Annotated in this window: 23 protein-coding genes and 1 tRNA gene; 11 read left to right on the top strand and 13 right to left on the bottom strand. The window is 55.8% G+C overall.

The genetic code is table 11. The features are described 5' to 3' along the window. Positions 1-171: 171 nt before the first annotated feature. The 4 genes from ACN1CO_RS09120 (at position 172) to ompC (ending at position 6,565) form a co-directional block, all read left to right on the top strand. The gene (locus tag ACN1CO_RS09120) at positions 172-1,527 is read left to right on the top strand and encodes a TolC family outer membrane protein (RefSeq protein WP_419138692.1); all 1,356 of its coding nucleotides are present in this window, start codon (positions 172-174) and stop codon (positions 1,525-1,527) included. Positions 1,528-1,543: 16 nt separating this feature from the next. Continuing rightward, the gene (locus tag ACN1CO_RS09115) at positions 1,544-3,688 is read left to right on the top strand and encodes a type I secretion system permease/ATPase (RefSeq protein ID WP_419138691.1); all 2,145 of its coding nucleotides are present in this window, start codon (positions 1,544-1,546) and stop codon (positions 3,686-3,688) included. Beyond that, a complete protein-coding gene (locus ACN1CO_RS09110) occupies positions 3,685-4,854 on the top strand; it encodes an HlyD family efflux transporter periplasmic adaptor subunit (RefSeq protein WP_419138690.1) in 1,170 nt (389 codons plus the stop codon). Before ACN1CO_RS09115 ends, ACN1CO_RS09110 begins: the two co-directional genes overlap by 4 nt. A 598-nt stretch (positions 4,855-5,452) precedes the next feature. Further along, complete coding sequence (ompC, locus tag ACN1CO_RS09105) at positions 5,453-6,565, top strand: porin OmpC (protein ID WP_419138689.1); 1,113 nt, start codon at positions 5,453-5,455, stop codon at positions 6,563-6,565. Positions 6,566-6,582: 17 nt separating this feature from the next. Here ompC and ACN1CO_RS09100 read toward each other — a convergent pair whose 3' ends face one another. After that, the gene (locus tag ACN1CO_RS09100; RefSeq protein ID WP_419138688.1) at positions 6,583-6,777 is read right to left on the bottom strand and encodes a hypothetical protein; all 195 of its coding nucleotides are present in this window, start codon (positions 6,775-6,777) and stop codon (positions 6,583-6,585) included. 149 nt (positions 6,778-6,926) lie between these two features. Beyond that, positions 6,927-7,037, bottom strand: a complete 111-nt coding sequence (locus ACN1CO_RS09095; RefSeq protein WP_207308297.1) for a response regulator — start codon at positions 7,035-7,037, stop codon at positions 6,927-6,929. Between the two features lie 168 nt (positions 7,038-7,205). Here ACN1CO_RS09095 and apbE point away from each other — a divergent pair, with 168 nt between their 5' ends. From apbE to ACN1CO_RS09080, 3 genes are all read left to right on the top strand, one after another. Continuing rightward, the gene (apbE, locus tag ACN1CO_RS09090; RefSeq protein ID WP_419138687.1) at positions 7,206-8,255 is read left to right on the top strand and encodes an FAD:protein FMN transferase ApbE; all 1,050 of its coding nucleotides are present in this window, start codon (positions 7,206-7,208) and stop codon (positions 8,253-8,255) included. After that, positions 8,255-8,896 (top strand): DNA oxidative demethylase AlkB, encoded by a 642-nt coding sequence (alkB, locus tag ACN1CO_RS09085; protein ID WP_419138686.1) that lies wholly within the window; start codon positions 8,255-8,257, stop codon positions 8,894-8,896. Before apbE ends, alkB begins: the two co-directional genes overlap by 1 nt. A 96-nt stretch (positions 8,897-8,992) precedes the next feature. Further along, the gene (locus ACN1CO_RS09080) at positions 8,993-10,645 is read left to right on the top strand and encodes a multidrug ABC transporter permease/ATP-binding protein (protein WP_419138685.1); all 1,653 of its coding nucleotides are present in this window, start codon (positions 8,993-8,995) and stop codon (positions 10,643-10,645) included. A gap of 154 nt (positions 10,646-10,799) precedes the next feature. On the opposite strand, the gene ACN1CO_RS09075 is transcribed toward ACN1CO_RS09080, so the two are convergent. The 6 genes from ACN1CO_RS09075 to ACN1CO_RS09050 all read right to left on the bottom strand — a co-directional run bounded on the left by ACN1CO_RS09075 (position 10,800) and on the right by ACN1CO_RS09050 (position 16,401). Next, on the bottom strand, positions 10,800-12,464 hold the full coding sequence (locus tag ACN1CO_RS09075; protein ID WP_419138684.1) for a carboxylesterase family protein: 1,665 nt from the start codon (positions 12,462-12,464) through the stop codon (positions 10,800-10,802). 341 nt (positions 12,465-12,805) lie between these two features. Continuing rightward, complete coding sequence (locus tag ACN1CO_RS09070; protein ID WP_419138683.1) at positions 12,806-13,522, bottom strand: 4'-phosphopantetheinyl transferase family protein; 717 nt, start codon at positions 13,520-13,522, stop codon at positions 12,806-12,808. 68 nt (positions 13,523-13,590) lie between these two features. Further along, positions 13,591-13,794, bottom strand: a complete 204-nt coding sequence (locus ACN1CO_RS09065; protein ID WP_003854174.1) for a hypothetical protein — start codon at positions 13,792-13,794, stop codon at positions 13,591-13,593. A 452-nt stretch (positions 13,795-14,246) separates the two neighbouring features. Next, positions 14,247-14,323 (bottom strand) — tRNA-Pro (locus ACN1CO_RS09060). Positions 14,324-14,396: 73 nt separating this feature from the next. Continuing rightward, positions 14,397-16,151: an LPS biosynthesis-modulating metalloenzyme YejM gene (gene yejM / locus ACN1CO_RS09055; RefSeq protein ID WP_419138682.1), complete on the bottom strand. Its 1,755-nt coding sequence runs from the start codon at positions 16,149-16,151 to the stop codon at positions 14,397-14,399. A 22-nt stretch (positions 16,152-16,173) separates the two neighbouring features. Next, complete coding sequence (locus tag ACN1CO_RS09050; protein WP_419138681.1) at positions 16,174-16,401, bottom strand: YejL family protein; 228 nt, start codon at positions 16,399-16,401, stop codon at positions 16,174-16,176. A gap of 158 nt (positions 16,402-16,559) precedes the next feature. Here ACN1CO_RS09050 and yejK point away from each other — a divergent pair, with 158 nt between their 5' ends. Beyond that, positions 16,560-17,564, top strand: coding sequence for a nucleoid-associated protein YejK (yejK, locus tag ACN1CO_RS09045; RefSeq protein ID WP_419138680.1), 1,005 nt, complete (start codon positions 16,560-16,562; stop codon positions 17,562-17,564). A 119-nt stretch (positions 17,565-17,683) separates the two neighbouring features. Here yejK and rplY read toward each other — a convergent pair whose 3' ends face one another. After that, positions 17,684-17,968, bottom strand: coding sequence for a 50S ribosomal protein L25 (gene rplY, locus ACN1CO_RS09040; protein ID WP_179895243.1), 285 nt, complete (start codon positions 17,966-17,968; stop codon positions 17,684-17,686). A gap of 142 nt (positions 17,969-18,110) precedes the next feature. Further along, the gene (locus ACN1CO_RS09035) at positions 18,111-19,865 is read right to left on the bottom strand and encodes a DEAD/DEAH box helicase (protein ID WP_419138679.1); all 1,755 of its coding nucleotides are present in this window, start codon (positions 19,863-19,865) and stop codon (positions 18,111-18,113) included. Between the two features lie 155 nt (positions 19,866-20,020). Here ACN1CO_RS09035 and rsuA point away from each other — a divergent pair, with 155 nt between their 5' ends. The 3 genes from rsuA to ACN1CO_RS09020 all read left to right on the top strand — a co-directional run bounded on the left by rsuA (position 20,021) and on the right by ACN1CO_RS09020 (position 22,598). Then, a complete protein-coding gene (rsuA, locus tag ACN1CO_RS09030) occupies positions 20,021-20,740 on the top strand; it encodes a 16S rRNA pseudouridine(516) synthase RsuA (RefSeq protein ID WP_419138678.1) in 720 nt (239 codons plus the stop codon). A 49-nt stretch (positions 20,741-20,789) separates the two neighbouring features. Further along, a complete protein-coding gene (locus tag ACN1CO_RS09025) occupies positions 20,790-21,986 on the top strand; it encodes a Bcr/CflA family multidrug efflux MFS transporter (RefSeq protein WP_419138677.1) in 1,197 nt (398 codons plus the stop codon). 291 nt (positions 21,987-22,277) lie between these two features. Continuing rightward, positions 22,278-22,598, top strand: coding sequence for a hypothetical protein (locus ACN1CO_RS09020; RefSeq protein ID WP_010248336.1), 321 nt, complete (start codon positions 22,278-22,280; stop codon positions 22,596-22,598). Here ACN1CO_RS09020 and yejF read toward each other — a convergent pair. Genes yejF through yejB form a run of 3 tightly spaced genes read right to left on the bottom strand, consistent with a single transcriptional unit; the run spans position 22,585 to position 26,303 of the window. Continuing rightward, positions 22,585-24,189 (bottom strand): microcin C ABC transporter ATP-binding protein YejF, encoded by a 1,605-nt coding sequence (gene yejF / locus ACN1CO_RS09015; RefSeq protein WP_419138676.1) that lies wholly within the window; start codon positions 24,187-24,189, stop codon positions 22,585-22,587. The two genes, ACN1CO_RS09020 and yejF, sit on opposite strands and share 14 nt — an antisense overlap. Beyond that, positions 24,190-25,212, bottom strand: coding sequence for an ABC transporter permease (locus tag ACN1CO_RS09010; RefSeq protein ID WP_419138675.1), 1,023 nt, complete (start codon positions 25,210-25,212; stop codon positions 24,190-24,192). Then, positions 25,209-26,303 carry a microcin C ABC transporter permease YejB gene (yejB, locus tag ACN1CO_RS09005; protein WP_419138674.1) on the bottom strand — a complete coding sequence of 365 codons (1,095 nt, stop codon included), beginning with the start codon at positions 26,301-26,303 and terminating at the stop codon, positions 25,209-25,211. The genes ACN1CO_RS09010 and yejB overlap by 4 nt, the downstream gene beginning before the upstream one ends.

Genomic DNA, 26,303 nt, shown 5'->3' with positions numbered 1-26,303 from the left:
GAATAAGCACGGGTTATGATCTAATAATGTTAGAGGTCGTTTAGCGTCTCGCTTACGAACCATAAATAAAATAACGCAATAACTCTGTCAGGCTCTGAGTCGCACTCCCTTTGCTCGCTTTGTTCACCAGGAAAAACACCATGATGATAAAAACCCCTGTTGGTATGGATAATGAACAAAGCGCGATTAACTTTTTTGTTGTGCGCCCTGAGTGGCGTGGCAGTGCATGCGGTCTTTGCGGCACCCTTACCTAAAGCAGAGTTTAACTGGCGCGCCGCGCCCACCGAAGAACAGATTGCCAGCTTAACGCTGCGTGACGCTATTCTCCGGGCCTTCGCCCGCAATCCGAAAATCTCGGAAGCCGCGGCACAGATCCATGTCGGTCAGGGCGATCTTGATGCCGCCCGCAGCGCCTGGTATCCGCAGATCTCGCTGCAGGGTGCGGCGGGCCGATCTCATCAGACCGACTCTGCGGGCAGCCTGAACAACAATGGCTCCGGCGGCATCACGCTCAGCCAGTTGCTCTACGACTTTGGCCGTACGGGCAGCGCCATCGATGAACAGCATGCCCTGTCGGATGCCTATCGCTTCGGCCTGTTCGAATCCATGACCACCGTGGCGGAAGATACGCTGCAGGCCTACCTCGAAGTCAAACGCTATCAGGCGCTGGCAGAGATCGCGCACACCAATATCGCCTCGCTGCAGCGGGTGCGGGATATCGCGAAATTGCGCGCTGATGCCGGACTTAACTCCCAGTCAGACGTGCTGCAGGCGGAAACCCGCATCGCCGCCATGCAGGCCACGCTGGAGCAATATCGCGCCCAGCTGCGTTCCGCCACTGCGCAGCTGACCGTCCTGACTGGCGTGGTGCCCGCGACGCTGCCCGAACTGCCTCAGGCGCTGCTGAAACAGCAGATCACTCTCGACAAAATCGCCTATGAAAGCAGCGCGGCGGTGCGAAGCGCGCAGTCTAAACAGGAGGCCGCCCGTGAACGGGTGCGCCAGGCACAGTCCGGCCACTGGCCAACCATCAAAGTGCAGGCGGGCCGGACCCGCTATGAGAACGATCGTTCGTCTTACTGGGATGATGAAGTACAGCTGCAGGTGGAAGCGCCGCTCTACCAGGGCGGCATGGTCAATGCCAAAACCGAGTCCGCGGAGGGCGATCGTGAAGCAGCGCAGGCCGCGGTGCAGCAGGCCAAACTCGCCATCAATCAGAACGCCTCAACCGCCTATGCCGACATGATTGGCGCGCAGCAACGGCAGGCTGCCGGGGAAGTGCAACTGGCCAGCGCAGACCATACCCGTAATGTCTACGCCGATGAATATCGCCTGAGCAAGCGCAGCCTGAACGATCTGCTGAGCGTGGAACAGGATGTGTTTCAGGCTGACAGCTCACGTATCACCGCGCTCTATGACGGCTGGGACGCCACCGTGCGTTATGCCGCCGCGGTAGACAATCTGCTCGATATCATGGGTATCGATCGCCAGCAAAGCAGCGGCGATCTCCTTCCTTCGCTGCAATAGCGATAAGGCATAAATAATGAGTACTTCAACCCTGAATACCGATAACTGGATTGCCGCCATGCTGCGCGTCGCCGCGCGATTCGGTAAACCTGCCGATGGCAAAACCCTGCGTCAGCAGATGCGCTGGTTTGAACATCTGCCGGTGTCACAGCAGCTGGAGCGGCTCTCCGGCCTGCTGGGACTGCATCTGACCATGGTGCCGCAGAATAAACTGCGCTGGCGTCAGGAGATCACGCCGGTGGTGCTGGTGCTGGAGAATGCCAGCGTGGCGGTGCTGGAGAACATCGATTCTGACGGCAGCGCACGCTACTGGCTCAGTGAAGGCGGCGATGTGGTGCGTGAAAGCGCCTTATCGGAATTACTGACGCGCGCTCAGGGCGATGTCGGGGTGATTGGCGTGGCGGCGCGTGGCCGTGATGCGCGTATCGACGAATTCATTCAACCCTATGAGCCGCACTGGTTCTGGAAAAACTTTCGCGGCATGGGTCGCCGTATCACCGAGATCTCGCTGGCCTCAGTGATCGGCAATGTGCTGGCGCTGGCCGGTATTCTCTTTTCAATGCAGGTCTACGATCGGGTTATTCCTGCTCAGTCACAGTCCACACTGTGGGTTTTATTTGTCGGGGTGCTGATCGCCGCGGCCATTGAGTATCTGATCCGGCTGATGCGAACCCAGGTGTCAGATTTAATGGGCAAACGCATCGACCTGAAAGTTTCCGCCATGCTGTTTGCCCGGGCGATGAGCATCCGTAATGAGGCGCGGCCGAAATCGACCGGCTCGTTTATCTCGCAACTGCGTGAGATCGACCAGGTGCGTGAGTTGCTGACCTCGACCACGGTCGGCGCAGCGGCCGATCTGCCGTTCGTCATCCTGTTCCTGTTTATCATGTCGTTTGTCGGCGGCTGGCTGGTGCTGATTCCGCTGGCGGCGATTCCGCTGATTGTCATTCCCGGTATGCTGGTACAGATCCCGATGGCGCGGCTGGCGAAAGAGGGGCTGCGCGAGGGGGCGCTCCGCAATGCGGTGCTGGTGGAGACCATCGAAGGCATTGAGGATATCAAGGCGTTACAGGCGGAACCCTATTTCCAGCGTCAGTGGGAGCAGACGCACGAAGTCAGCGCCGCCATCAGTAATCAGCAGCGGTTATGGGGCGCACGTCTTACCGGCTGGGCATCGACGGTGCAGCAGCTCACCTATGCCGGGATGCTGGTGTTTGGGGTCTATCTGGTGCTCGATTCGCAGATCACTACCGGTACGCTGGTCGCCTGTAGCCTGCTCTCGTCACGCACCATCGCCCCACTGATGCAGCTGACTATGGTTTTCTCGCGCTGGCAGCACGCCAAAATGGCGATGAAAGGGCTGGATGAGTTGCTGAAAAAACCGCTCGATCAGCCCGAAGCCGCCACGCTGGCACACTGTCCGACGCTCACCGGCCAGTATGATCTGCGCAATGTGCATTACAGCTACGACGAAGAGAATGAAAAGAATGTGCTCAACGTCCAGCAGCTGCAGATTAAGCCCGGCGAGAAGATTGCCATTCTGGGCAAGGTCGGGGCAGGGAAGTCTACGCTGCTGAAAATCCTCGCCGGTCAGGCGCAGGCCAGTCAGGGCAAGGTGATTGTCGATGGCGTCGATATTGAGCGAATTGATCCCACCGATTTACGCCGTCAGCTCGGCTGGCTGTCGCATGACTCCCGCCTCTTCTTTGGCACGCTGCGGCAGAACCTGATGCTGGGCAATCCCCATGCCAGCGAACAGGAGATGCTGCAGGCGCTGCGCATCAGCGGCGCACTGTCGCTGGTGCAGCAGGATGCCGCCAGCCTGGACCGCATTATCAATGAAGGCGGGCGCGGGCTTTCGGGCGGGCAGCGTCAGATGGTGATGCTGAGCCGGTTGATCCTGCGCCAGCCGCAGGTGGTGCTGCTCGATGAGCCCACGGCGGCAATGGATGAACAGCTGGAGGAGCATGTCATCCGTCAGCTGCAGGGCTGGATCAGCGGCCGGACGCTGGTGCTGGTGACGCACCGTCCTGCGCTGCTGAAGATGGTCGATCGTATCGTGGTAATGGATAACGGCCGCATCGTGGCCGATGGCCCGCGCGACGAGATCCTGCGCCGCGCGACCCCGCCCGCGACGCCAGGTAAAGGAGATGCCGCATGAGTCTGGTTATTATTGATAAAGATCTTGCCCGTCATGAGCGCCGGACATCGGCGATTATCTGGCTCTGCACCGCCGCGCTGGCGATATTTCTGATCTGGGCGCACTTCGCCATTCTGGATGAGGTCACAGTCGGCACCGGCAAAGTCACCCCTTCCAGCCGCGCACAGGTGATCGACAGCCTGGATGGCGGCATCGTCAAACAGCTTAACGTGCATGAGGGCGATATCGTCGAGAAAGGGCAGGTACTGGCGACCCTCGATCCGACGCGCTTCCAGTCGAACTTTGGTGAAGCGCAGGCCAAAGTGCGCACGCTGCGTGCCTCATCCGAAAGGCTGGAGGCGGAATTGTCCGGCACGCCGCTGAAGTTCAGTGCTGAAACGCTGAAGGAGCCAAACCTGGTCACACGCGAACGGCAGCTCTATGAGTCGCGACGTCGTAATCTCACCGAAACCATCAGTAACCTGCAGCAGTCGCTGAAACTGGTGCAGGATGAGCTGCGGCTGACCGAACCGCTGGTAGCGAAAGGCGCGGCAGGGCAGGTTGAGGTGATTCGTCTGCGTCGTCAGGTCAGCGATCTGCGCGGCAAAATCGACGAGGCACGCAATGACTATCTGGTGCGCGCTCATGAAGAGCAGGTGAAAAACAATGCTGAACTGGATGCGCAGCTGCAGGTTGCCGCAGGCAAAGAGGATCAGCTGACGCGGGCCACGCTCTACTCGCCGGTGCGCGGCATCGTTAAAGATATTCAGGTCACTACGGTCGGTGGCGTACTGGAGCCGGGCGGCAAACTGATGGAAATCGTGCCACTGGAGGATCAGCTGCTGATTGAGACGCGTATCAATCCACGCGATATCGCCTATATCCGGCCCGGTCTGGCTGCCACCGTGAAAGTCACCGCCTATGACTCTTCAATCTATGGCGATCTGCACGGCGAAGTGGAAACGGTCTCGCCAGATACCCTGCAGGATGAGGTAAAACGCGATCAATATTACTATCGTGTCTACGTTCGCACCCAGAAAGCCGAGCTGACCAACCGCGCTGGCCGAAAATTCCCGATTGTGCCTGGTATGGTGGCCAACGTGGAGATTAAAACCGGTCAGAAATCCGTCATGGATTATCTGATTAAGCCGCTGAATAAAGTCAAAGAATCGCTGCGCGAGCGCTGATTATCCGTGCCAGCTCAACTATCCGTCTGCTTAATTACGGTGATAAATTAACATGGCGGATATTTGGGCAATGATGGCGCAAAGCGTGCGCAATTTAACAATCTGTGCGGAAGCAGGGTGAAGATAATTTAACCCGATTAAGAAAGTTTACAGAGATATAACGGAGCGGCAAACGGCAGGCAAAAAAATGCCGGACAATTTGTCCGGCGGGAAATAATAAGTTGTACATCTCATTCGGGGAGAATGAAGGTAATAATGGAATAAATGATGATAGCGGGGTCTATTCTATTACCAGATGCCGTATAAGTTTTATCATTCAGTGCTTCGGAATACTCTTATGTAACCTGTTGATAACAATGAAAATAAAATGAGTTTATCAATTTGTGCGCCATTTTTTACCGATCTGTGCTGCTTATTAGTTCCCCGATATTTACATTATGAAATAACTGTTTCGATGTATGAAACACTTTTGGAAATTTAGTAGCATTTTCCTGGTGGATTATTACCCGCTATAAAACAACAATGGCCTGCCGGCTGAATTTTTAATCGTTCAGTTAGCAGTGGCAAATAATAAAGGCACATAACAGAGGGTAATAAAATGAAACGTCGCGTTCTCTCCCTGATGATCCCTGCGTTGCTGGTTGCAGCAGGATCAGCAAACGCAGCTGAAATCTATAACAAAGACGGCAACAAATTAGATCTCTTCGGTAAAGTTGACGGTCTGCACTACTTCTCTGACAACAGCAGTTCCGACGGCGACCAGTCATACGTTCGCTTCGGCTTCAAAGGCGAAACTGAAATCAGCAGTGAGCTGACCGGTTACGGCCAGTGGGAATACCAGGCAGCACTGAACAACTCTGAAGATCAAGGGACAGCTGACAGCTTTACCCGTGTTGGCTTTGCCGGTGTGAAATTTGGTGATGCGGGCTCGTTCGACTACGGTCGTAACTACGGCGTCGCCTACGACATCGGCGCATGGACCGACGTGCTGCCAGAGTTCGGCGGCGATACTTATGGCGCAGATAACTTCATGTATCAGCGCGGTAACGGCATGGCGACCTACCGTAACACGAACTTCTTTGGACTGGTGGATGGCTGGAACTTCGCAGTCCAGTATCAGGGCAAGAATGGCAACAGCAGCGAGTCACCGAATGGCCGTGACGTACTGGGTCAGAACGGCGACGGCTGGGGTCTGAGCACCACGTATGATCTGGGTTCAGGCTTTGGCATTGGTGCGGCAACCTTCCAGTCTGACCGTACCAACGATCAGAACAGCACAACATCAGGTATTCTCGGCCGTGGCGATAAAGCGGAAGTGTATACTGGCGGTCTGAAATATGACGCGAACAACGTCTATCTGGCAGCGATGTACTCCCGCTCGTTCAATGCTACCCGCTTCGGCAGCAGTGATTCTTCAGCATTTGGTTATGCGGATAAAGCGGACAACTGGGAACTGGTTGCGCAGTATCAGTTCGACTTCGGTCTGCGTCCATCCCTGGCATATGTCACCTCACGCGGCACCGATGTTCAGAACTTTGGCAAACAGAATCTGAAAAAATATATCGATGTAGGTGCGACTTACTACTTCAACAAAAACATGTCCACCTATGTTGATTACCAGATCAACCTGCTGGACGACAACGCATTCACCGACGCGGCCGGTATCAATACCGACGACGTGGTGGGTGTAGGCCTGGTTTACCAGTTCTAAGTTGTCAGGGAGCGCAGTTACGGCTGCGCTCCTGCATTATCTTCCGGGCTGAGCGCTTCAGTCTTTGGCCACTTCGTTGCTTCCGGGGCGGTTGTCACTGACGACATGACGCTGCCGAATCGTGCTCCTTCAAACGCCACGCCTGCCAGGGTGAAGGCTGAAAAGCTCAGCCAGTGATGCCACGCTGACTGCCACTTCTGTGAATTTTTCATTCTGCACCTCTCAGAGATAAACACTGTTTCAACAGTGCAGAATTCATGCCAGCTTTACCGCTCTCATAGCCACAGGCATTACGCCCGTTTTGATACACTTGCCGCGCGCGTCAGGAAGCACTTGCCCCAAACAGGTGCAGCGAAGCCTGTTACTGGCGCGGCCGTGAAGGGGTCATGTGACGATGACGGCGCTGTTCGACAACTTTATAGCTGCCGTAAACAAACAGACCCAGGGCAACAACGAGAATCATATAAATCATCTGTAGCTCCTTACTTTTATTAATGTTAATCGCCTGCCGAAAGGCGGAATCAGGATAGATGACCGGTGAATGCTCTCGTGATTCAGGAAAATATTCAACTCTATTTAAGCTAATTTACCAAAACTTTATGCTTTGTAGTGGCTACTAATAAAGTGTTACAAGCGAGGAATGATGCGTTATAAGATTAATCTGCTGTTTATGTCACTTTTCATTCTGGTGGCGGCGGGCTGTGACCAGTCTGCCCCGACAACGTCGATGGTACTGGAAGGGAAAACCATGGGCACCGTCTGGCGGGTCAGTCTGGCGGGTGTGCAGAGCGAGCGCAAAGCGGAGTTAAAGCAGCGGATTCAGCAGCAGCTGGACGCGGATGATGCTGAGCTTTCTACCTGGAAGCCGGACTCCGCGTTATCGCGCTTCAACCAGAGTCGTGACCTGGCACCGCAGCCGGTGAGTGAAAACATGGCGGACATTGTTACGACCTCGCTACGGATCGGCCGTAAAACCGGCGGGGCGATGGATATCACCGTCGGGCCACTGGTCAACTTATGGGGCTTTGGCCCGACGAAACAGCCTGTTCATACGCCGGATGCGGCACAGATCGCCGCCGCCCGTGCGCAGACCGGGTTGCAGCATCTGCGGGTGCTGCAGGGCGCCGACGGCCAGTGGCTGCAGAAAGATCTGCCAGACCTCTATGTCGATCTCTCGACGGTGGGGGAAGGCTTCGCCACCGATCATCTGGCACGCCTGATGGAGCAGCTCGGTATCAACAATTATCTGGTCTCGGTGGGTGGCGCCGTGCTGAGCCGTGGCCTTAATGCGCAGCAGCAGCCGTGGCGGGTCGCGATTCAGAAACCGACCGATCGTGAGAATGCGGTTCAGGCGCGCGTCAGTCTGCAGGGACACGGCATCAGCACCTCCGGCAGCTATCGCAACTATTATGAACTGGACGGCAAGCGCATTTCTCATGTGATCGATCCCGTTACCGGGCGGCCCATTGAGCATAAACTGGTTTCTGCCACGGTGATCGCCACCACGGCGCTGGAAGCCGATGGCTGGGACACCGGACTGATGGTACTGGGTACCGAGAAAGCCAAAGCGCTGGCGATAGAACAGCATCTGGCGGTCTATCTGATCAGCAAGCAGGGCGATAAATTTGTCAGCTGGATGTCGCCGCAGTTTGCTGCTTTCCTGATCCCCGCTGAATCCGGAGAACCCTGATGTTAGATCTTTTTAGTGAAGAGCAACCCTGGCATGAGCCGCTGGCTGAAGGTGCCGTGATCCTGCGGCGTCGCGCGCGTGAGGATGCAGAGGCGCTGTATCAGCAGATACTGGCGATTGCGGAGCAGAACCCCTTTGCCCATCGCATTACGCCCGGCGGTCATCGCATGTCGGTGGCGATGACCAACTGTGGCGATTTTGGCTGGTCGGTAGATTCACGCGGCTACAATTATCAGCAGCAGGACAACCTCAACGGGCGCAAATGGCCGCCCATGCCGCCGCTGTTTCGTACTCTGGCGCAGCAGGCCGCAGCTGAAGCGGGATTCCCTGGCTTTAATCCTGACGCCTGCCTGCTTAATCGTTATGAGCCGGGCGCGAAGCTGACGCTGCATCAGGATAAAGATGAGAAAGACCTGCACCAGCCTATCGTTTCTGTGTCGCTGGGGTTACCGGCGGTGTTTCAGTTTGGTGGCTTCGAACGTGGCGACAGCACCCAGCGAGTGCTGCTGGAACATGGTGATATTGTGGTGTGGGGCGGGCCGTCGCGCCTGCGTTATCACGGCATCCTGCCGCTGAAGCCAGGCGTTCATCCGCTGGCTGGCCCCTGGCGTTATAACCTGACCTTTCGTCGCGCGTTTTAACCCGCCACGCCAGTAACGGCGTGGTGAGAATAACTATTGCTATCATTTGGCAGGCCATTACACTGCAGGCTGTTTTTTAGCTGATGGATTGCCTGCATGACGTTGTTAAGCGTTGTTTTTCGCCAGTTCCGCTGGCCTTTTATTGGGGTCATTGCCCTGACGTTGTTAAGCGCCGTGCTGGGTATCGGCATGATCGCCTTTATCAACCGCGAAATGATTGTCGCCATTAACACCTCATTTGCGGTACTGCCGCAGTTCCTGTTACAGCTGGTGGTGCTGATGGCGGTGACGCTGGCCTCGCAGCTGGCGCTGACGATGCTCGGCCATCAGTTTGTCTGGCGACTGCGCGGCGAGTTTATCAAGCGAATCCTTGATAGCCGGGTTGAACGCATCGAGCAGCTCGGCAGTGCGCAACTGCTGGCCGGACTGACCAGCGACGTGCGGGCGATTACGCTGGCCTTTGTGCGTCTGCCGGAGCTGTTTCAGGGTGTTATCATTACCCTCGGCTCGGCGATCTATCTCGCCTGGCTATCGCCAAAAATGCTGCTGGTGACCAGTGTCTGGCTGGGTGTCACGCTGGTGGGCGGCTGGCTGCTGGTCTCACGGGTTTACCAGCACATGGCAAAGCTGCGGGAAATCGAAGATAACCTCTATCGCGATTACCAGACGGTGATTGAAGGGCGCAAAGAGCTACAGCTTAACCGCTCTCGCGCGCAGCAGGTCTACGACACGGTTTATCAGGAAGATGCCCGTGCCTGGCGTCACCATATTGTGCGTGCCGATACCTATCATCTTAGTGCGGTCAACTGGTCAAATATCATGACCCTGGGCGCTATTGGCATGGTCTTCTTCATGGCTAACAGTCTGGGCTGGGCCAATACCGCTGTCGCCGCCACTTTCTCCCTGACGCTGCTGTTCTTACGCACGCCGCTGCTCTCCGCGGTGGGCGCGCTTCCCACGTTGCTCAGCGCTCAGGTTGCCTTCCGTAAGCTCAACGCCTTTGACCTTGCCCCTTATCAGGCCGGGTTCCACGCGCCATCGGCCTCCTCTGACTGGCAAACGCTGGAGCTGCGCGACGTCTCTTTTCACTATGGTGATAACGGCTTCCAGGTCGGGCCGATAAACCTGACGCTGCGCCGGGGTGAACTGGTATTTCTGATTGGCGGCAACGGCAGCGGGAAATCGACGCTGGCGATGCTGCTGACCGGGCTGTATCAGCCTCAGTCCGGCACGCTGCTGCTGGATGGCAAACCGATAACGGCTGACGAGCTTGATGTCTGGCGCAGTCAGTTCTCAGCGGTCTTTACCGACCTCCATCTGTTTGACCGGCTAATCGGGCGGGAAGGCGTTGCGGCCAATCCGGCATTGGTTCAGCAGTGGCTGGAGAGGTTGAAGATGCAGGATAAGCTGAAGATTGAAGGCAACAAGGTGCTCAATCTGCGGCTCTCCAAAGGACAGAGTAAGCGACTGGCGCTGCTGCTGGCGGTGGCAGAAGAGCGCGATGTGCTGCTACTGGATGAGTGGGCGGCGGATCAGGACCCACACTTCCGGCGTATCTTCTATCGTGAGTTGTTACCCTGGTTACAGCAGGCGGGTAAAACGGTGTTTGCTATCAGCCATGACGATCACTACTTCATTCATGCCGATCGGCTGCTGGAGATGCGTGAAGGCCAGTTGACGGAGCTGACCGGAAATGAGCGCGATCTCGCCACGCTCGACTCGGTAAAACGCACCGATACCGGGCTTTGACGGCAGATGGCAAAACTTAGCAGCTACCGTGTTAAGTTCTGTGCATGTCGCTGAACGTTGTGTTTAACAATTCTCTAAGCGTCAACAGCAAGCTGCCGCGTTCACTGAAAATCTATTGCCAGATGTGCCTCCTGCCAATGCAGGAGGCATCCGATTAGTGGGCGAAATGTTGATCAAGCGGTGCACTGAACCAGCGATTGTTCAGCACGTTTTTGATAACACTATTTTTGTCTGCAGCTGACAGGGAGTTGTCCTGATCAATACGGGTGAGAATATCGTTATAGCTATAAGTCTTATTGCTCATGTAGATAATGGCTTTCTGCTTGTTAGCATCCATCACTAACAGCGATTCCCCAGCAGCGGCATTTTCCGGCGTCCATTTCTTCCATTCCGGAAGGGTCTGATCGTTTGGTGACCCTGTTGCCAGGAAGTTTTTAATGTAGGTATTAAAAGATTGACCTAATGCCTGAGAGCCTTTCAGCTTCAGCGCATCCTGCGTATATTCAGCATACTTATTTTTATCCCAGAAAGGCATAAACACGCCGTGAAAAGAACCGATGGCGGATAATTTATCACCCGTGACAAACGCATCCGTGCCATATCGGAACTCCATGCCATACAGCGGCGCGTTATAATTTTTATACATCATCTCAGCAGACTGATTAACATTAAACAGGCTGTATAGCAGCCCGCCATAGTGATTCGCAAAGGTGTATTTATTCAGCAACGTGGTGTTGTTTACAAGCGTTCCGTCTTTCACTTGTGCTGCAAACATAGGGTCGTTACGGGCGAAGAAAGAAAACTCCTGTTGTCCTGTGGCCATGATGGCGGGGACGGCATTATATTTTTTGGTCTCAAAGCCATCTTTCGGGATCACCACACCATCGCGGTAGAGATGCGGAAATTGATTCATGCGGATTCCCGCATCGCCAAAAAGCATTGCCAGTTCTGTTGCCGGGAGTTGATAGAGAAATTGACGCACTTCTGTTGAACCTGACAGGAGCCAGGTTTTCGCCGCGCTGGCATCCGGCTTAATGCCCTGTTTGACGACCAGAGGTGCCAGTCTTTGTGCGAAAATGCTTTCCGCTTCATCTTTGTCAGAGGTGGTCATGCCACCACTGAAAACAATGGCTTTATCGAAAGTATTTTTAAAATAGGGTGATATAAGCATCGCCATCACGTCCCTGCCGCCAGCCGAAAATCCCGAAACGGTGATATTATTTTTGTTACCGCCAAAAGCCTCAATATTAGCTTTGAGCCAATCCAGCGATTTTTTGATGTCGAGTAAGCTGTAATTACCGGAATCATCCAGCGGGTTACCATCGTTCAGGGCTTTTAATGGATTAAAGCCGAGTGCGCCCAGACGATAATTCACGGTAACAATCACTGCATTGTATTTTTCAGCGATAAATGCCGGAGCAAATTCACTGGAGCTGCCCAGCTGATTATTGCCACCGTGGATATAAACCAACACCGGAAGCGGGGAGTTGGTCCCACTCGGGCGGTAGATATTCAGATTCAGGCAATCCTCGTTACCTTTGGCTCCGTCCGGAGAAACCTGGATGCAGTCAGTCGCGGGCCGGGTCGCATCGAAGACGGTTTGCCATGCGTCAGGAGAAACCGGTTTTTTCCAGCGCAGTTCTCCGGCCGGAGCTTTCGCATAAGGAATACCGGTCCAGGAGAGCGTATTGTGATGGTCAGCGCCTTTCACTTTGCCAAATTGCGTCGTAATTTCAGGGGAGATATTTTGAGCAGTGGCTGAAGAGGCAACCAAAAAGAGTAAAAATGTCTGGGATAATCTGGGTATAGAATTTTTCATGCGTACCTTGTTCCAGGGAAATATTCCTTATACCTGAAAGGTCGCAGTACCCCGTAATGTCTGGCTCACAAAACAAGATAAATCCAGCAATTATCGCGAGTTACTGTTTTTTGGTGGTGAAATATGCCTATCGCTTGCAGAACGCATCTTACCTGTTTTGCATCCGCTTATTGTGAATTCTGCTTCAGGGATGGTCGCTAATCACCACGTAATGTCAGACCCAGGAAAAGTATACTGGTCTGTTTCGCGCTAGCATCAGCATAAAACCTGGGTTCTGGCAGCCTGACACGTCTTCGTTCGTCTGTGTTTATCCTGACTTATGCGTCCTGTTTAGCCGGTTTTTAAAGCCGATGGGTGATCTGCGTCATCACCTGATTATCCCGCCATATAAAGCCTGCCTCCAGTAACGTCTCTGGCGTAAAACGCCCACCGACGTTCTGATTCAGTCGCAGCGTTGCGCGCTGCTGCGCGAAATCTACCGACACCAGGGCCGCATCCAGAAAGTCCATCGGCTGACGCAGTTGCGGCCACAGCGCTTTGTAGAGGCTCTCTTTGAGGGAGAAGAGCAGGGTAGCGGCGGCATTGAAGGGGACGGGCAGCATCCGCAATAGCTGCTCCTCCTGCTCATTCATCAACAGCTCGGCCGTTTCAATTGCTGTTGTCTCAGACATGAACCGCTCGACATCGACCCCAACCGCCAGGGGCTGCCGGGTTGCTGCCACCACGACGACGCCACCACTGTGCGACAGTGACGCCTGAATACCAGCGGGCCAGCAGGGGGAGCGATCGGCTGCGTTGGTCAGAACGAAATCAGTAATCCCCAGCTCTGCCATCACTGACCGGACCAGCAGACGGCTGGCGAGATATTCGGCACGCCGTTTACTGACAGCCTGCTGAAGACGGGCTGGCAGGGGAATACCCCATTCGACAGCCAGCGCGTCACGATACTTTTGCGGATCAAAGTGACTCACCGCCAGCAAGGGTTCGCTGCGGTTCAGGTGGCCAGACAGGATAAAGCCGCCTGGGACAGGCGGCAGCGGCAGGTCGGGATAGCGCATGCGAAACCATTTAAGCCAAAAAGGCATTAAATCAGGCGCGATGGATCAGGGCAAGCAGCCCGCCGGAATCAGTCGTTAGGAGGAATGGCAAAACTCTTCAGAGAAACTACGAAATGGTGGTGACCCCTGCTGATACGTGCACCCCGGTCGCACCAGTGGCTTGCCAGACGAAAGAAATCGTCGCTACCAATGTCATACGCCAGTTCCACTTTGCTAATGCCTGAATGCAGTAATGCTTCCGCATCTTTCAGGCTTTTCGCTTTGATCGCCATAAAAATTATCCGTCAATTTCTGGGGAGTTCAGGGTAGTCATTTTCTGTGACATTTTTGTTTCAGTTTGATGAAAAAGCGCGACGGCTGGCGGATTTTGTGAGGGGGATCAGATTCTGATGCAAGCGTTAACCTGCTGATTGTGAGAGGAATGTTAACTGCCATGCGGGACTATTCTGAATGTTAAACCGAAGAAGGTCAGACATAGATAAGCAGACATAGAAAGGCCGCGTCATACGCGGCCCTGTGGGTTACTTCTGGTCTGGCGGGGAAGGTTGCTTATCGCCGGACTCGGGTGCTTCGGTTGGATCGTCTTTTTCAATAACTGTCATGAACTCTCCTCTTGTTACCCACACATTCAAAGTATAGATCGGTTTGCGAGAGGTGCGAGGAAAGTTAACGTTTGATGACAGAAACGAAAAAAGCAGCCTTTGGGGCTGCTTTTCAGGGAATTTGGTCGGCACGAGAGGATTTGAACCTCCGACCCCGGACACCCCATGACCGTGCGCTACCAGGCTGCGCTACGTGCCGAACACTGGAGGATTAGTCTACTGGTTATCGTTATTAATGCAAGATACCCGTCGACTATTTGCCTGATAATTAATCAGTTAGCGATAAACCGCTTCTCCTCGGTGAGAACCTGCAACAGCAGCGCCAGCTCTGGCTTGTGATCCTTCAGCGCATTGCCCTGAGCATCATAAGCGCGATAGCTGCCATTATTGTTGAGCACCAGCGTCACCTGCGGCGTGGTAATCACCAGCTTATTCTCTTCACTGCTCGCGACCCAGTCGTGGCGACGACGTGCAGCAAACAGATCTTCACCCTGCGAGTAGTTCACCGGATTGGTGCGCACATGCAGCAGTCGCTGCATCAGCGTCGCCATCACATCCTGATGATCAGAAAGACGATCAACGGTCTGCGCCGGGGTATCAGGCCAGTGAATCACTAACGGCACCTGCAATGTCTGGCGGTTTCCGGCGCTGTCAGGATCGCCATCGAGTGCCAGTCCACGCTGTGCGGTAATCACCACCACGGTGTTCTTCAGTAAATCACGCGCCTGCAGGCTGTCCAGCACCGCATGAATCTGCTCATCAACGGCCGGCGCCTGGCGCAGATAGCTGCGCTGACGGGCTTTGGCACTGTCGCCGGTGACATCAGGACCGTTCAGGGCAATCCATGAGAACCACGGCGCCTGTGAACCCTTCTGTTTCTCCAGCCAGCTCTGCCATTGCGCTACGGTGCTGGCGTTGGGCTGACTGTTTGTCGCAGGCAGCGAATAATCAGTCAGCAACGCCTGACGGTAGAGCGGCGGATTAAAGCCTTCCGAAGAGAACAGGCCAAACTGATAGCCCTGGGTGCTAAGCGCGCCCAGCAGGGCCGACGGCGTTCGGGAGGCCAGAATCCCATTCATGTAACTGGAGGAGATACCGTAGAACAGGCCAAACAACCCTTTCTCCGGCGTATCACCCGCGCTGTAGTGCTGGGTAAAACGTACGTTCTCGCTGGCGAACTGATTCAGTTCCGGCAGCGCTTTAGCAAGCGTAGCGTTGTTCAGACCATCGACAGTCAGCACCAGCAGGTTGTTGCGCGTACCGGCATCACGGAACGTAATGTCGCTCAGCGGATACTCGACTGCCACCGCTTCCGGGTCGCCCTGCTGAATCAGCCGACGCTGATACTCCTGTGCATCCAGCAGACCATGACGCTCAAGGAAGCGGCGGGCGGTCATCGGGTAGGAGAGCGGCAGGTTGGCGCGCTGCATAGTAATCGGGCGATAGAAGTTGGCATCGGCCCAGATATACATCAGGTGGCTGGCAAAGAAGGCGCTGATAAACAGAGCGGCAACAGGCTTACCAAACGAGCGGCGATTCAGGCTGCGCAGCTTCTGCCAGCTCCAGGTTGCAAACAGCATCTCGACGAGGAATATCAGCGGCACGCTGATAAACATCAGCTGCCAGTCGCGCGCCATCTCGCTCTGATCGGGGTTGATGACCAGCTCCCACACCACCGGATTAAGGTGCAGGTGGAAGCGGCTGAACACCGCACTGTCGACCATCACCAGCGTCAGTCCGGCGGTAGCGACCACCGCAGATAACACCCGCATCAGTCGTTGCGACATCACCACAAAGGTCAGCGGGAAGATAATCAGCAGATAGGCGGCAAAAACGACAAAACTGAAGTGGCCAACCCAGCTGGTATAGGCGTAGATGCGCCCCGCCAGCGAAGAAGGCCAGTCGGCGACCAACAGGTAGCGACTGCCTAAAATCAGCGCGAATAAGATGTTAAACAGAGCAAACCAGTGCCCCCAGCTAATCATCTGGGAGACTTTTTCGCGGTAGCGCTGCCGGTTGGTTACCATATTATAGAGTCAAATCAGCCAATTAATGGGCGTTATCGTCACGCACAGATGCCTGAAGGGCATCGGCGAAAGAACGTGCCAGAGAACGACGTTGCGCCGGGGCGATATCGCTGTTAATTAAGTTGGTCACCATATTTCCCAGAACCATCAGGGAGAGATCGGTGGGGGCCTTGTCTTTGTGCAGGATCTGGGCCATTTCCGCGAGGAGTTGTTCCACGCGTTCGTCACTGTAACGGGATGATTGTGCCATATCGTCGTCTGAGCTCATTTCAAAAGGCGATATATTACCGGAACAGCGCACTTTTTACCGCAATTTTATCGAAAGCAGCACGTTCGCTTCACGCATAGAGTTGAAAGCCGATGCTGGCGGTGTTTGAATACGCGCCTGTGCTAAAAGGAGAGTCTACCATGAGTCTGGATATCGACCAGATTGCCCTGCATCAGTTAATCAAACGCGATGAAAACCAGCTTGAACTGGCGCTGCGCGATTCGCTGCTGCCTGCTACCAACACGGTCAACGCGATGGTGGAGGAGTTACACCGGGTTTACAGCGCAAAAAGCAAAGCCTATGGCCTGTTCAATGCAGAGAGTGAACTGGCAGAAGCGCTGCGTAATTGTCGTAAGGGCAACGATGATTTTCTCGCTTTTAGCCGTGCCGCGACCGGCCGTCTGCGCGACGAGCTGGCAAAATATCCGTTCGCGGAAGGCGGCGTGGTGTTGTTTATCCACTACCGCTATCTGGCGGTGGAATATCTGCTGATTGCGGTGCTGAACAGCCAGTCCAGTATGCGCGTCAATGAGCAGATGGATATCAGCAGCACCCACTATCTCGACATCAATCATGCGGATATCGTGGCGCGTATCGATTTAACCGAATGGGAAACCAACCCGGAATCGACCCGTTACCTGACCTTCCTGCGCGGTCGCGTTGGCCGTAAAGTGGCTGACTTCTTCATGGACTTCCTGGGTGCTGAAGTGGGATTAGACACCAAGGCGCAGAACCGCGGTCTGTTGCAGGCCGTCGATGACTACTGCAACGAATCGGAACTGGATAAGCAGGAGCGGCAGAACTATCGCCAGCAGGTTTACAGCTACTGCAACGAGCAGTTGCAGGCGGGCGAGGAGATTGCGCTGGAAGATCTGTCGAGCGAACTGCCCCCGCTGGGCGAAAAAACCTTCCAGGCTTTTACCCAGCAGCAGGGCTACGAGCTGGAAGAGAGCTTCCCGGCGGATCGCAGCACGCTGCGCCAGCTGACGAAGTTTGCCGGAAGCGGCGGGGGACTGACCCTGAATTTCGATGCAATGTTGCTGGGCGAACGTATTTTCTGGGATCCGGCCACGGACACCCTGACGATTAAGGGCACACCACCCAATCTGCGTGACCAGCTCCAGCGCCGCACCAGCAGCAAATAAAAAAGCCGGGCGGAGCCCGGCTTCTGTTCCCTGACACGTCGATTATCCTGGTGTATCAGGGACAAAATAAAAGGGCCGGTTTCTCAACCGGCCCTTCTACTTTTCAACGTAATTCGCGATTAAGCGCGAACGAAGTCGATGTGGAACAGTTTTGGCTTGAACGGGTGACGCTGAACAGCCTGAACTTTCACTTTAGTTTCTTTACCGTCAACTGACAGGGTCAGAACTTCGTCGTAGAAACCTGGCTTAGATTGCAGGTTCATTACTGAGTCGTGATCCAGATCGATGGCAACAGCCGCTTCAGAACCACCGTAGATGATGGCCGGGAAACGGTTTGCTAAACGCAGGCGGCGGCTCGCACCCTTACCCTGCTCTTTACGTTCTACTGCATTGATAGTGAGCATTAATATATCTCTTTATTTAAATCCTGCTACAGGCGACCCAGTAACAGGCAGGTTATTCAATACCGCTGATGCACATGCAAAAGCGGGCGGCAGTATAGCCCTTATGCCGGGTGGTAGCAAACGATATACCCGCCAGCCGGGATTACCGCAGCTCATTGGCGCGGCGATAGCGACCCTGATAATCGAACATTTTCTCGCGGATCTGCCAGAACTGGCCTTTAGCACGCGCAACGACAAAGTCGGGATGACGCAGCAGCGGCTGCAGAGCAAGCACATCAGCGGCCGTCTGCCAGCCCAGCGGCACGCCGGGTGCGCGCTGATGCGGACGCATAAAGAGCTGTTCAAACGCCTTACGCTGAGCGGGGGTCTGCAGACGAAAGCGTTCGCTGACGCTGGTGCCTTCCTCATCAAAATAGGTCGCCTTCAGCCACTCGCCTTTGGCGTCATGGCCCTGTTCCAGCGTCATACCGCCGCAGCGCAGCACCAGCGCATCTTTCAGTTTCAGCGCCGCTTTAAGCATATCGTCAGGATCGACCAGAATTTTGTCGCACTGGTGACAGCGCCGGGCGGCAATATCATTCTCTGCGCCGCAGTCAGGGCAGCTTTTAAAGCGGAAGCGGAAATCACACTGTTCGCGTTCGCCCTCATCATCTTCCAGCACGCCCTGACAGCGTCGGCCAAAATGCTCGATCACCATGCCATCTTCGGTCGCCTTGCCCCAGAAGGTGTTGGCGAAACCGCAGGCAGGACAGAAAACCTGAACGGGCTGGTTGTCGCTCTTCCCTTTAGGGGCGCCGACTTCGGGCGTAAAGAGATCGTGCGGATTACCGGCGTAATCGAGGATCAGGCAGTCGGTTTTACCGGGCGAAAGCCGCAGGCCGCGTCCGACGATTTGCTGATAGAGGCTGACCGACTCTGTCGGGCGCAGGATCGCAATCAGATCCACGTGCGGGGCATCAAAACCGGTGGTCAGCACGGCGACGTTCACCAGGAATTTCAGCTGCTGCGCTTTAAACGCCAGAATCAGGGCATCGCGCTCTCTGGCGGGCGTTTCAGCGGAGATGAGCGCACTGTTTTCAGGCAGCAGCCGCAGAATTTCGCGCGCGTGCTCCACCGTCGAGGCGAAAATCATCACTCCCAGCCGATCTTCGGCGAACTCCACGATCTGGCGAATGATATGGGGCGTGACGCGCTGCTGCTGTTTCAGTTCACGGTTAAGATCGGCTTCGCTGAACAGGCCATTGGCCTGTGCCGTCAGGCGGCTGAAATCATACTGCACCACCGGCATATCCAGCCGCTCCGGCGGCACCAGGAAATGATGCTTGATCATGTAGCGCAGCGGAAGCTCGTAGATACAGTCGCGGAACAGCGATTTTTCATCGCCACGCACCATGCCGTGATAGTGGAACTGATAAATCCAGCCTTTACCCAGCCGGAACGGCGTGGCGGTCAGGCCCAGTAAACGCAACTGAGGATTGTGCTGACGCAGATGATTAAAGATCTGCTGATACTGACTTTCTTTGTCATCGCCAATGCGGTGACACTCATCGACGATCACCAGCGAGAAGGCGCTGTCGAACAGGTCGAGATTACGCGCTACCGACTGCACGCTGCCAAATACGACTTTGCGCTGACTCTCTTTGCGCTGCAGTCCGGCGGCAAAAATATCCGCTTCCAGTCCATAAGCCTGATATTTACTGTGGTTCTGCGCCACCAGCTCTTTGACGTGTGCCAGCACCAGAACCCGGCCACGCGCCAGCCGTGCCAGCTCTGCAATCACCAGACTCTTTCCGGCACCGGTCGGCAGCACAATGACGGCAGGTTCCTGATGACGACGGAAATAGGCGACGGTGGCATTCACCGCATCCTGTTGATAGGGGCGTAAGGTAAAAGACATGTTGCTCACTTTTGTATAACTGGTGGCAATTATGCCATGAAAGAGCGGTAAACGCCCTGTCAGGCTGGCGCGGATCACGTTATACTTCCCGCACATTTTCAACGGTTAACCAGGCCGTTTCAGATTCCCTCCGCAGTAACAGGCAAAACGAATTCATGCGACTCGACAAATTCATCTCTCAGCAACTGGAAATCAGCCGCGCCATCGCTCATCGCGAGATCCGTGGCCAGCGTGTCACCGTCAACGGGGAAATTGTACGCGATACCGCGTTCAAACTGCTGCCCGACCACGAAGTCGTCTATGACGGCAACGTACTGCAGATGCAGACCGGGCCACGCTACTTTATGCTGAACAAACCGCAGGGTTACGTCTGCTCAACCGACGATCCCGATCATCCGACCATCATCTATTTCATCGAAGAGCCGATGTCATTCAAACTGCACGCGGCAGGGCGTCTGGATATCGACACCACCGGGCTGGTGCTGCTGACAGATGATGGCCAGTGGTCACACCGCATTACCTCGCCACGTCATCACTGCGAGAAAACCTACCGCGTCACCCTGGAATCGCCAGTCAGTGACGATACGGCCGCGCAGTTTACTGCGGGCGTGCAGCTGCATAACGAGAAGAGCCTGACGAAACCGGCACAGCTGGAGGTGATTACCCCCACAGACGTGCGGCTGACACTGAGCGAAGGTCGTTATCACCAGGTAAAACGGATGTTTGCCGCCGTCGGCAATCGGGTCGTTGAGCTGCATCGCGAACGCATCGGTGACATCGTGCTGGACGAGGATCTGGAACCGGGCGAATACCGTGCGCTGACAGAAGAAGAGATCGCCAGCATCGGTGTGCCAAAAGAGTTACAGACCAAATAACCGGACGGGCCGGGCGGCCCGTACCAGACTCATTCGTGCAGGAGAAGGTGTGCGTAAGGAAAAGAACTCGCCAACAGGACTGGTGGTTATCCTCGGTCTGTTAGCCATGCTGATGCCGTTGTCGATCGACATGTATCTGCCTGCCATGCCGCAGATTGCGCGTGAGTTCGGCGTGTCAGCCGGTAGCGTACAGATGTCGCTGAACCTCTACATTCTTGGCTTCGCGATTGGCCAGCTTATCTATGGCCCGCTGGCAGACAGCTATGGGCGTAAGCCGGTGATTGCGCTCGGCACCCTGATCTTTGCCTGCGCCGCTGCGGCCTGCGCGCTGTCACAGACCATCGATCAGCTGATTCTGATGCGCTTCCTGCATGGACTGTCGGCCGCTGCTGCCAGTGTGGTGATCAATGCGCTCATGCGTGACAGTTACTCGAAAGAGGACTTCTCGCGCATGATGTCCTTTGTGATGCTGATTACCACCATTGCGCCGCTGCTGGCCCCGATCATCGGTGGCTGGCTGCTGGTGCTGTGGAGCTGGCACGCCATCTTCTGGGCGCTCGCGGGTGCGGCCCTTGTGACCACTGTGCTGGTGACCACGCAGATCCGCGAGACCCTGAAGCCGGAGCAGCGACAGCGCTTTCATCTGCGCACCACGCTGGGCAATTTCGTCACGCTGTTCCGCCACAAACGGGCGTTCAGTTACATGCTGTCGAGCGGCTTCTCCTTTGCCGGACTCTTTACCTTTCTCAATGCCGGTCCCTTTGTCTACATTGAGCTGAATCATGTCTCACCGCAAAACTTTGGCTACTACTTTGGCCTCAACGTGGTGTTCCTGTTTCTGCTGACGCTGATTAACAGCCGCGCCGTGCGCCGCTTTGGCCCGGTAACGATGTTCCGGCTGGGCCTGCTGATTCAGTTCTGCATGGGGATCTGGCTGCTGATTGTCAGCGCTTTCAGCCTCGGCTTCCTGCCGCTGGTGATGGGGATTGCGATGTTTATCGGTTGCGTGTCGATGGTCTCATCGAACGCAATGGCGGTGATTCTGGATGAGTTTCCGCACATGGCCGGAACGGCTTCCTCTCTGGCGGGCACGCTGCGTTTCGGCGTAGGCGCTTTTGTCGGTGCGCTGCTGTCGCTGGTAAGTTTCAACAGCGCCTGGCCGATGGTCGGCACCATTGCCCTGTGCGCGACAATCTCTCTGCTGCTCTTCTTCTACGCTTCACGTCCCCGCACTGCGCCCCGTTAACCGGGCGCAGTGGTTTCTCCCCGATTGCCCGCAGTGATGCACATCTCGCCGGTTATGTTTCGTTATTGTGAAAATTTTTAGTTAAAAAAGTAACCACAATGCGTCTAAAATGATTGTTAACGGCGTGTGAACGCGGTACATATAGGCTGAAGTGCGATGCAAGTCGCAAAAAATGCGCTTCTGCCCTCTGAACGGACGCACCATTAATGCCTGTCCGTTCCTGGCGGTGATCAACCCGTTTTCAGCCGGGCTGCTGTGTTGCGACATAAACTCATCCGGGGAAAGTAAACCATGCTGCAACTTTCAATTGTGCATCGTCTGCCACAGCATTTTCGCTGGGCCAGCGATCACCACAGCGCCATCGAATCCGATGACACGACGCTGGATGAGCAGGATTTCGTTGCGCTGCGACTGATCAGTCATGACGGCATTCCGGCATGGGAGATTCTGCAGCAGCTAAAAGAGGTGCTGGCTGATATTCAGGTCGACTGTAAAGTGGCCGAGTGCGAAGGGCAGCCCTGCCTGTTCATTCAGCGTCGTGACGAGAGCGCCACCAACTGCTGCCTGAAAAATCAGGGCGTGGCGATTGCCGAAACCTTTATCGCAGGTTGAGTTGCGCCGACTGCAGCAGCTCGCGGGTATAGTCTGCCACGGGTGAAGCAAACAACCTTTCACACTCTCCCTGTTCTACCACTTCTCCCTGACGCAGCACGATAAGCTGGTGACACAGCGCGCGAACCACATCCAGATCGTGACTGATAAAAAGATAACTGAGCTGTCGCTGCTGCTGTAAGCGACGTAACAGTGTCAGAATCTGTTTCTGCACCGTGCGATCCAGCGATGAAGTCGGCTCATCCAGCACCAGCAACTCCGGTTCCAGAATCAGTGCCCGCGCAATGGCGATACGCTGTCGCTGACCGCCAGAAAATTCGGCCGGATAACGATGGCGACTGTCCGCTTCAAGCCCCACTTCCGCCATCACTGCGATGACCCGCTGCTCCTGCTGCGCACTGCTCAGTTCAGGCTGATGCACCGCCAGACCTTCAGCAATAATCTGCTGCACTGTCATGCGCGGATTGAGTGAAGAATTCGGGTCCTGGAACACTACCTGAATGCGCCGACGCAGCGGCAGTAGTTGGCCGCGCGACAGCTGATGCAGCGGCTGGCCGTCAAACCAGATTTCTCCGCGCGAGGCAATCAGCCGCAGCAGCGCCAGCCCGGTGGTGCTTTTCCCCGAGCCGGACTCACCTACCAGCCCCAGACTCTCCCCGCGCCGCAGGCTGAAACTCAGCCCGGAAAGCACCTGTTTTTCACTGGCTTGCCGCCGTAACAGCCCGCGTCGCAGCGGAAAACTGACCTGAAGCTGATCAACTCTGAGAATTACCGGGGCCTCTGCGAGCAGCGGCAGTGCTTTTCCTTCCGGCTCGGCGGCCAGCAACTGCTGGCTGTAAGGGTGCTGCGGCTTGTTCATCAGGGTCTGGCAGCGGTTCTGCTCTACGATGTGACCGTTGCGCATCACGCTGACATTATCCGCCAGCTGACGCACGATATTCAGGTTATGGGTGATAAACAGCATGCCCATGTTCAGCTCCCGCTGCAGTTCGCGCAGCAGCGTCAGGATCTGCGCCTGCACTGTCACATCCAGCGCCGTTGTCGGCTCATCGGCAATCAGCAACTGCGGCTCGGTCAGCAGCGCCATGGCGATCATCACCCGCTGGCGCTCCCCGCCTGAAAGCTGGTGGGGGAAATCATTGAGCCGGGCGGCGGGCTGCCAGATACCGACCCGATCGAGCACGCTGAGAATCTCACCGCGTGCGGCCGGACGACGCATTCCGCGATGCAGCGACAGCACTTCATACAGCTGCTTCTCCACGGTGTGCAGTGGATTCAGCGACACCATCGGCTCCTGAAAAATCATCGCGATCTGGTTGCCGCGAATACCCCGCAGACGCTGCTCGCGGGCGCGCAGCAGATCTTCACCGTTAAACAGAATCTCGCCGCGGGGATAAACCACCGCAGCTTCATGCAGCAGTCGCATCACCGACAGCGCCGTGACGCTCTTGCCGGAACCCGATTCGCCGACCAGCGCCAGCGTTTCACCCGCGTCGATGCGCAGTGACACGTCATTCACGACCTGGCGAAGCTGCCCGCCCTGACGAAAGGCGACGGAGAGATGATTGATAGCAAGCAATGGCGTCGTCATTCAGGCTCCTTTGCCCGGATCAAAGGCGTCGCGTACCGCTTCGCCGATAAATATCAGCAGCGAAAGCAGGATCGCCAGCGTGAAAAAGCCCGCCAGGCCCAACCAGGGCGCCTGCAGGTTATTCTTGCCCTGCAGCAGTAACTCGCCCAGCGAGGGCGAACCCAGCGGAAGACCAAAACCGAGAAAGTCGAGTGAGGTCAGTGTGGTGATCGATCCGCACAAAATAAACGGCAGAAAGGTCAGGGTAGCCACCATCGCGTTAGGCAGCATGTGGCGCAGCATAATCCGTCCGTCGCTGACGCCCAGCGCCTGCGCCGCGCGGATGTAATCAAAGTTTCGGGTACGCAGAAATTCGGCCCGGACCACGCTCACCAGGCTCATCCAGCCGAAAGCCACGGTGACCAGCAGCAGCCACCAGAAGCCTGGCTGGATCACGCTGGAGAGGAGGATGAGCAGAAACAACGACGGCATACCGGACCAGACTTCAATCATCCGCTGGCCAATCAGGTCAATCCTGCCGCCGAAATAACCCTGCACTGCGCCGACCACAATCCCGATGACGCTGGAGAGGAGCGTTAGCAGCATGCCGAACAGCAGAGAGATGCGCGTGCCATAGAGCAACCGGGCCAGTACATCGCCGCCGTTGGCGTCCGTGCCGAGCCAGTTCTGTGCAGAGGGCGGAGAGGGGAAGGGCACCTGCGTAGCAAAGTTGATGGTGCTGTCGCTGAAACGAATCGGTGCCCAGAGAGCCCAGCCGTTCTGCTCAATGCGCTGCCGCAGCCAGGGATCCTGATAATCCGCCGCTGTCGCCAGCACGCCACCATAGTCGGTTTCGCTGTAGTCAAACAGCAGCGGCACCGTCCAGCGCTGCTGGTAATGCACCAGTAACGGCTTGTCATTGGCAATCAGCTCAGCACCCATCGACAGCAGAAAAATAACCAGAAAGATCCACAGCGACCCGTATCCGCGCCGGATAAGACGAAAGCGCTGCCAGCGTTGTTGATTCAGCGGAGAGAGCGTCATGAGCGGCTCCCGAAATCGATGCGGGGATCGACCAGCGTATAGGTCAGATCGCTGAGGATATTCATCAGTAAACCGATCAGCGTGAAAATATAGAGCGTGCCGAACATCACCGGATAGTCACGTTGCAGCGTCGCGTCATAACCGAGCAGCCCAAGCCCGTTGAGCGAGAACATCACTTCGATCAGCACCGAACTGGTAAAGAACATGCTGATAAACGTGGCGGGGAAGCTAGCGATCACCAGCAGCATCGCATTGCGAAACACATGGTGATAGAGAATACGGCGCTCGGGTACCCCTTTGGCGCGTGCAGTCACCACATAGAGCTTGCGGATCTCATCCAGAAAGGCGTTTTTCGTCAGCATAGTCAGCGTGGCGAAGCCGCCAATCACCGTCGCCAGTACCGGCAGGGCGATATGCCAGAAGTAGTCCAGCACTTTGCCATACCAGGGCAGCGTCTCGTGCTGCGCAGAGGTGAGCCCACGCAACGGGAACCAGTCCAGATAGCTGCCACCGGCAAACAGCACGATCAGCATGATGCCGAATAGAAAAGCCGGAATGGAGTAGCCGATGATAATAAAGGCGCTGCTCCAGACATCAAACGCGCTGCCATTGCGCACCGCTTTGCGGATCCCCAGCGGAATCGACACCAGATAGATAATCAGCGTGCTCCAGAGTCCCAGGCTGATCGAGACCGGCAGGCTCTCCTTGATCAGCCCGATCACCGAGGCGCTGCGAAACAGGCTGTCGCCAAAATCCAGACGCAGGTAATTCCACAGCATCTCGCCGTAGCGCTGCCAGAGCGGTTTATCGAAGCCGTACCGCTTTTTGATTGCAGCAATCACTTCAGGATCCAGTCCGCGTGCACCACGGTACTGATTGTCGGCAGGATTGAGATGACTGAAGCTGGCGCGTGAACTGGCGCTCTCCGCGCCGCTGCCGGGCAGGCCGGTTGTCTGGCCGAACTGAATATTTGCCAGCGCCTGATCGACCGGACCGCCGGGCGCGATTTGCACGATAAAAAAGTTAAGCGTGATGATCGCCCATAAGGTCGGGATGATCAGCAGTAATCTGCGCAGAAAGTAAGCGGCCAA

Source organism: Pantoea sp. R13S299 (genome assembly GCF_048515925.1).
In the GTDB taxonomy this organism is placed as follows: domain Bacteria; phylum Pseudomonadota; class Gammaproteobacteria; order Enterobacterales; family Enterobacteriaceae; genus Pantoea.
Note: the sequence above shows the minus strand (reverse complement) of the source record. Positions and strands in the feature narration are given on the sequence as shown.

Coding starts and splice junctions, on each gene's coding strand:
- ACN1CO_RS09120 (WP_419138692.1), top strand. CDS start 172: ATGAACAAAGCGCGATTAACTTTTTTGTTGTGCGCCCTGAGTGGCGTG.
- ACN1CO_RS09115 (WP_419138691.1), top strand. CDS start 1,544: ATGAGTACTTCAACCCTGAATACCGATAACTGGATTGCCGCCATGCTG.
- ACN1CO_RS09110 (WP_419138690.1), top strand. CDS start 3,685: ATGAGTCTGGTTATTATTGATAAAGATCTTGCCCGTCATGAGCGCCGG.
- ompC (WP_419138689.1), top strand. CDS start 5,453: ATGAAACGTCGCGTTCTCTCCCTGATGATCCCTGCGTTGCTGGTTGCA.
- ACN1CO_RS09100 (WP_419138688.1), bottom strand. CDS start 6,777: ATGAAAAATTCACAGAAGTGGCAGTCAGCGTGGCATCACTGGCTGAGC.
- ACN1CO_RS09095 (WP_207308297.1), bottom strand. CDS start 7,037: ATGATTTATATGATTCTCGTTGTTGCCCTGGGTCTGTTTGTTTACGGC.
- apbE (WP_419138687.1), top strand. CDS start 7,206: ATGATGCGTTATAAGATTAATCTGCTGTTTATGTCACTTTTCATTCTG.
- alkB (WP_419138686.1), top strand. CDS start 8,255: ATGTTAGATCTTTTTAGTGAAGAGCAACCCTGGCATGAGCCGCTGGCT.
- ACN1CO_RS09080 (WP_419138685.1), top strand. CDS start 8,993: ATGACGTTGTTAAGCGTTGTTTTTCGCCAGTTCCGCTGGCCTTTTATT.
- ACN1CO_RS09075 (WP_419138684.1), bottom strand. CDS start 12,464: ATGAAAAATTCTATACCCAGATTATCCCAGACATTTTTACTCTTTTTG.
- ACN1CO_RS09070 (WP_419138683.1), bottom strand. CDS start 13,522: ATGCGCTATCCCGACCTGCCGCTGCCGCCTGTCCCAGGCGGCTTTATC.
- ACN1CO_RS09065 (WP_003854174.1), bottom strand. CDS start 13,794: ATGGCGATCAAAGCGAAAAGCCTGAAAGATGCGGAAGCATTACTGCAT.
- yejM (WP_419138682.1), bottom strand. CDS start 16,151: ATGGTAACCAACCGGCAGCGCTACCGCGAAAAAGTCTCCCAGATGATT.
- ACN1CO_RS09050 (WP_419138681.1), bottom strand. CDS start 16,401: ATGGCACAATCATCCCGTTACAGTGACGAACGCGTGGAACAACTCCTC.
- yejK (WP_419138680.1), top strand. CDS start 16,560: ATGAGTCTGGATATCGACCAGATTGCCCTGCATCAGTTAATCAAACGC.
- rplY (WP_179895243.1), bottom strand. CDS start 17,968: ATGCTCACTATCAATGCAGTAGAACGTAAAGAGCAGGGTAAGGGTGCG.
- ACN1CO_RS09035 (WP_419138679.1), bottom strand. CDS start 19,865: ATGTCTTTTACCTTACGCCCCTATCAACAGGATGCGGTGAATGCCACC.
- rsuA (WP_419138678.1), top strand. CDS start 20,021: ATGCGACTCGACAAATTCATCTCTCAGCAACTGGAAATCAGCCGCGCC.
- ACN1CO_RS09020 (WP_010248336.1), top strand. CDS start 22,278: ATGCTGCAACTTTCAATTGTGCATCGTCTGCCACAGCATTTTCGCTGG.
- yejF (WP_419138676.1), bottom strand. CDS start 24,189: ATGACGACGCCATTGCTTGCTATCAATCATCTCTCCGTCGCCTTTCGT.
- ACN1CO_RS09010 (WP_419138675.1), bottom strand. CDS start 25,212: ATGACGCTCTCTCCGCTGAATCAACAACGCTGGCAGCGCTTTCGTCTT.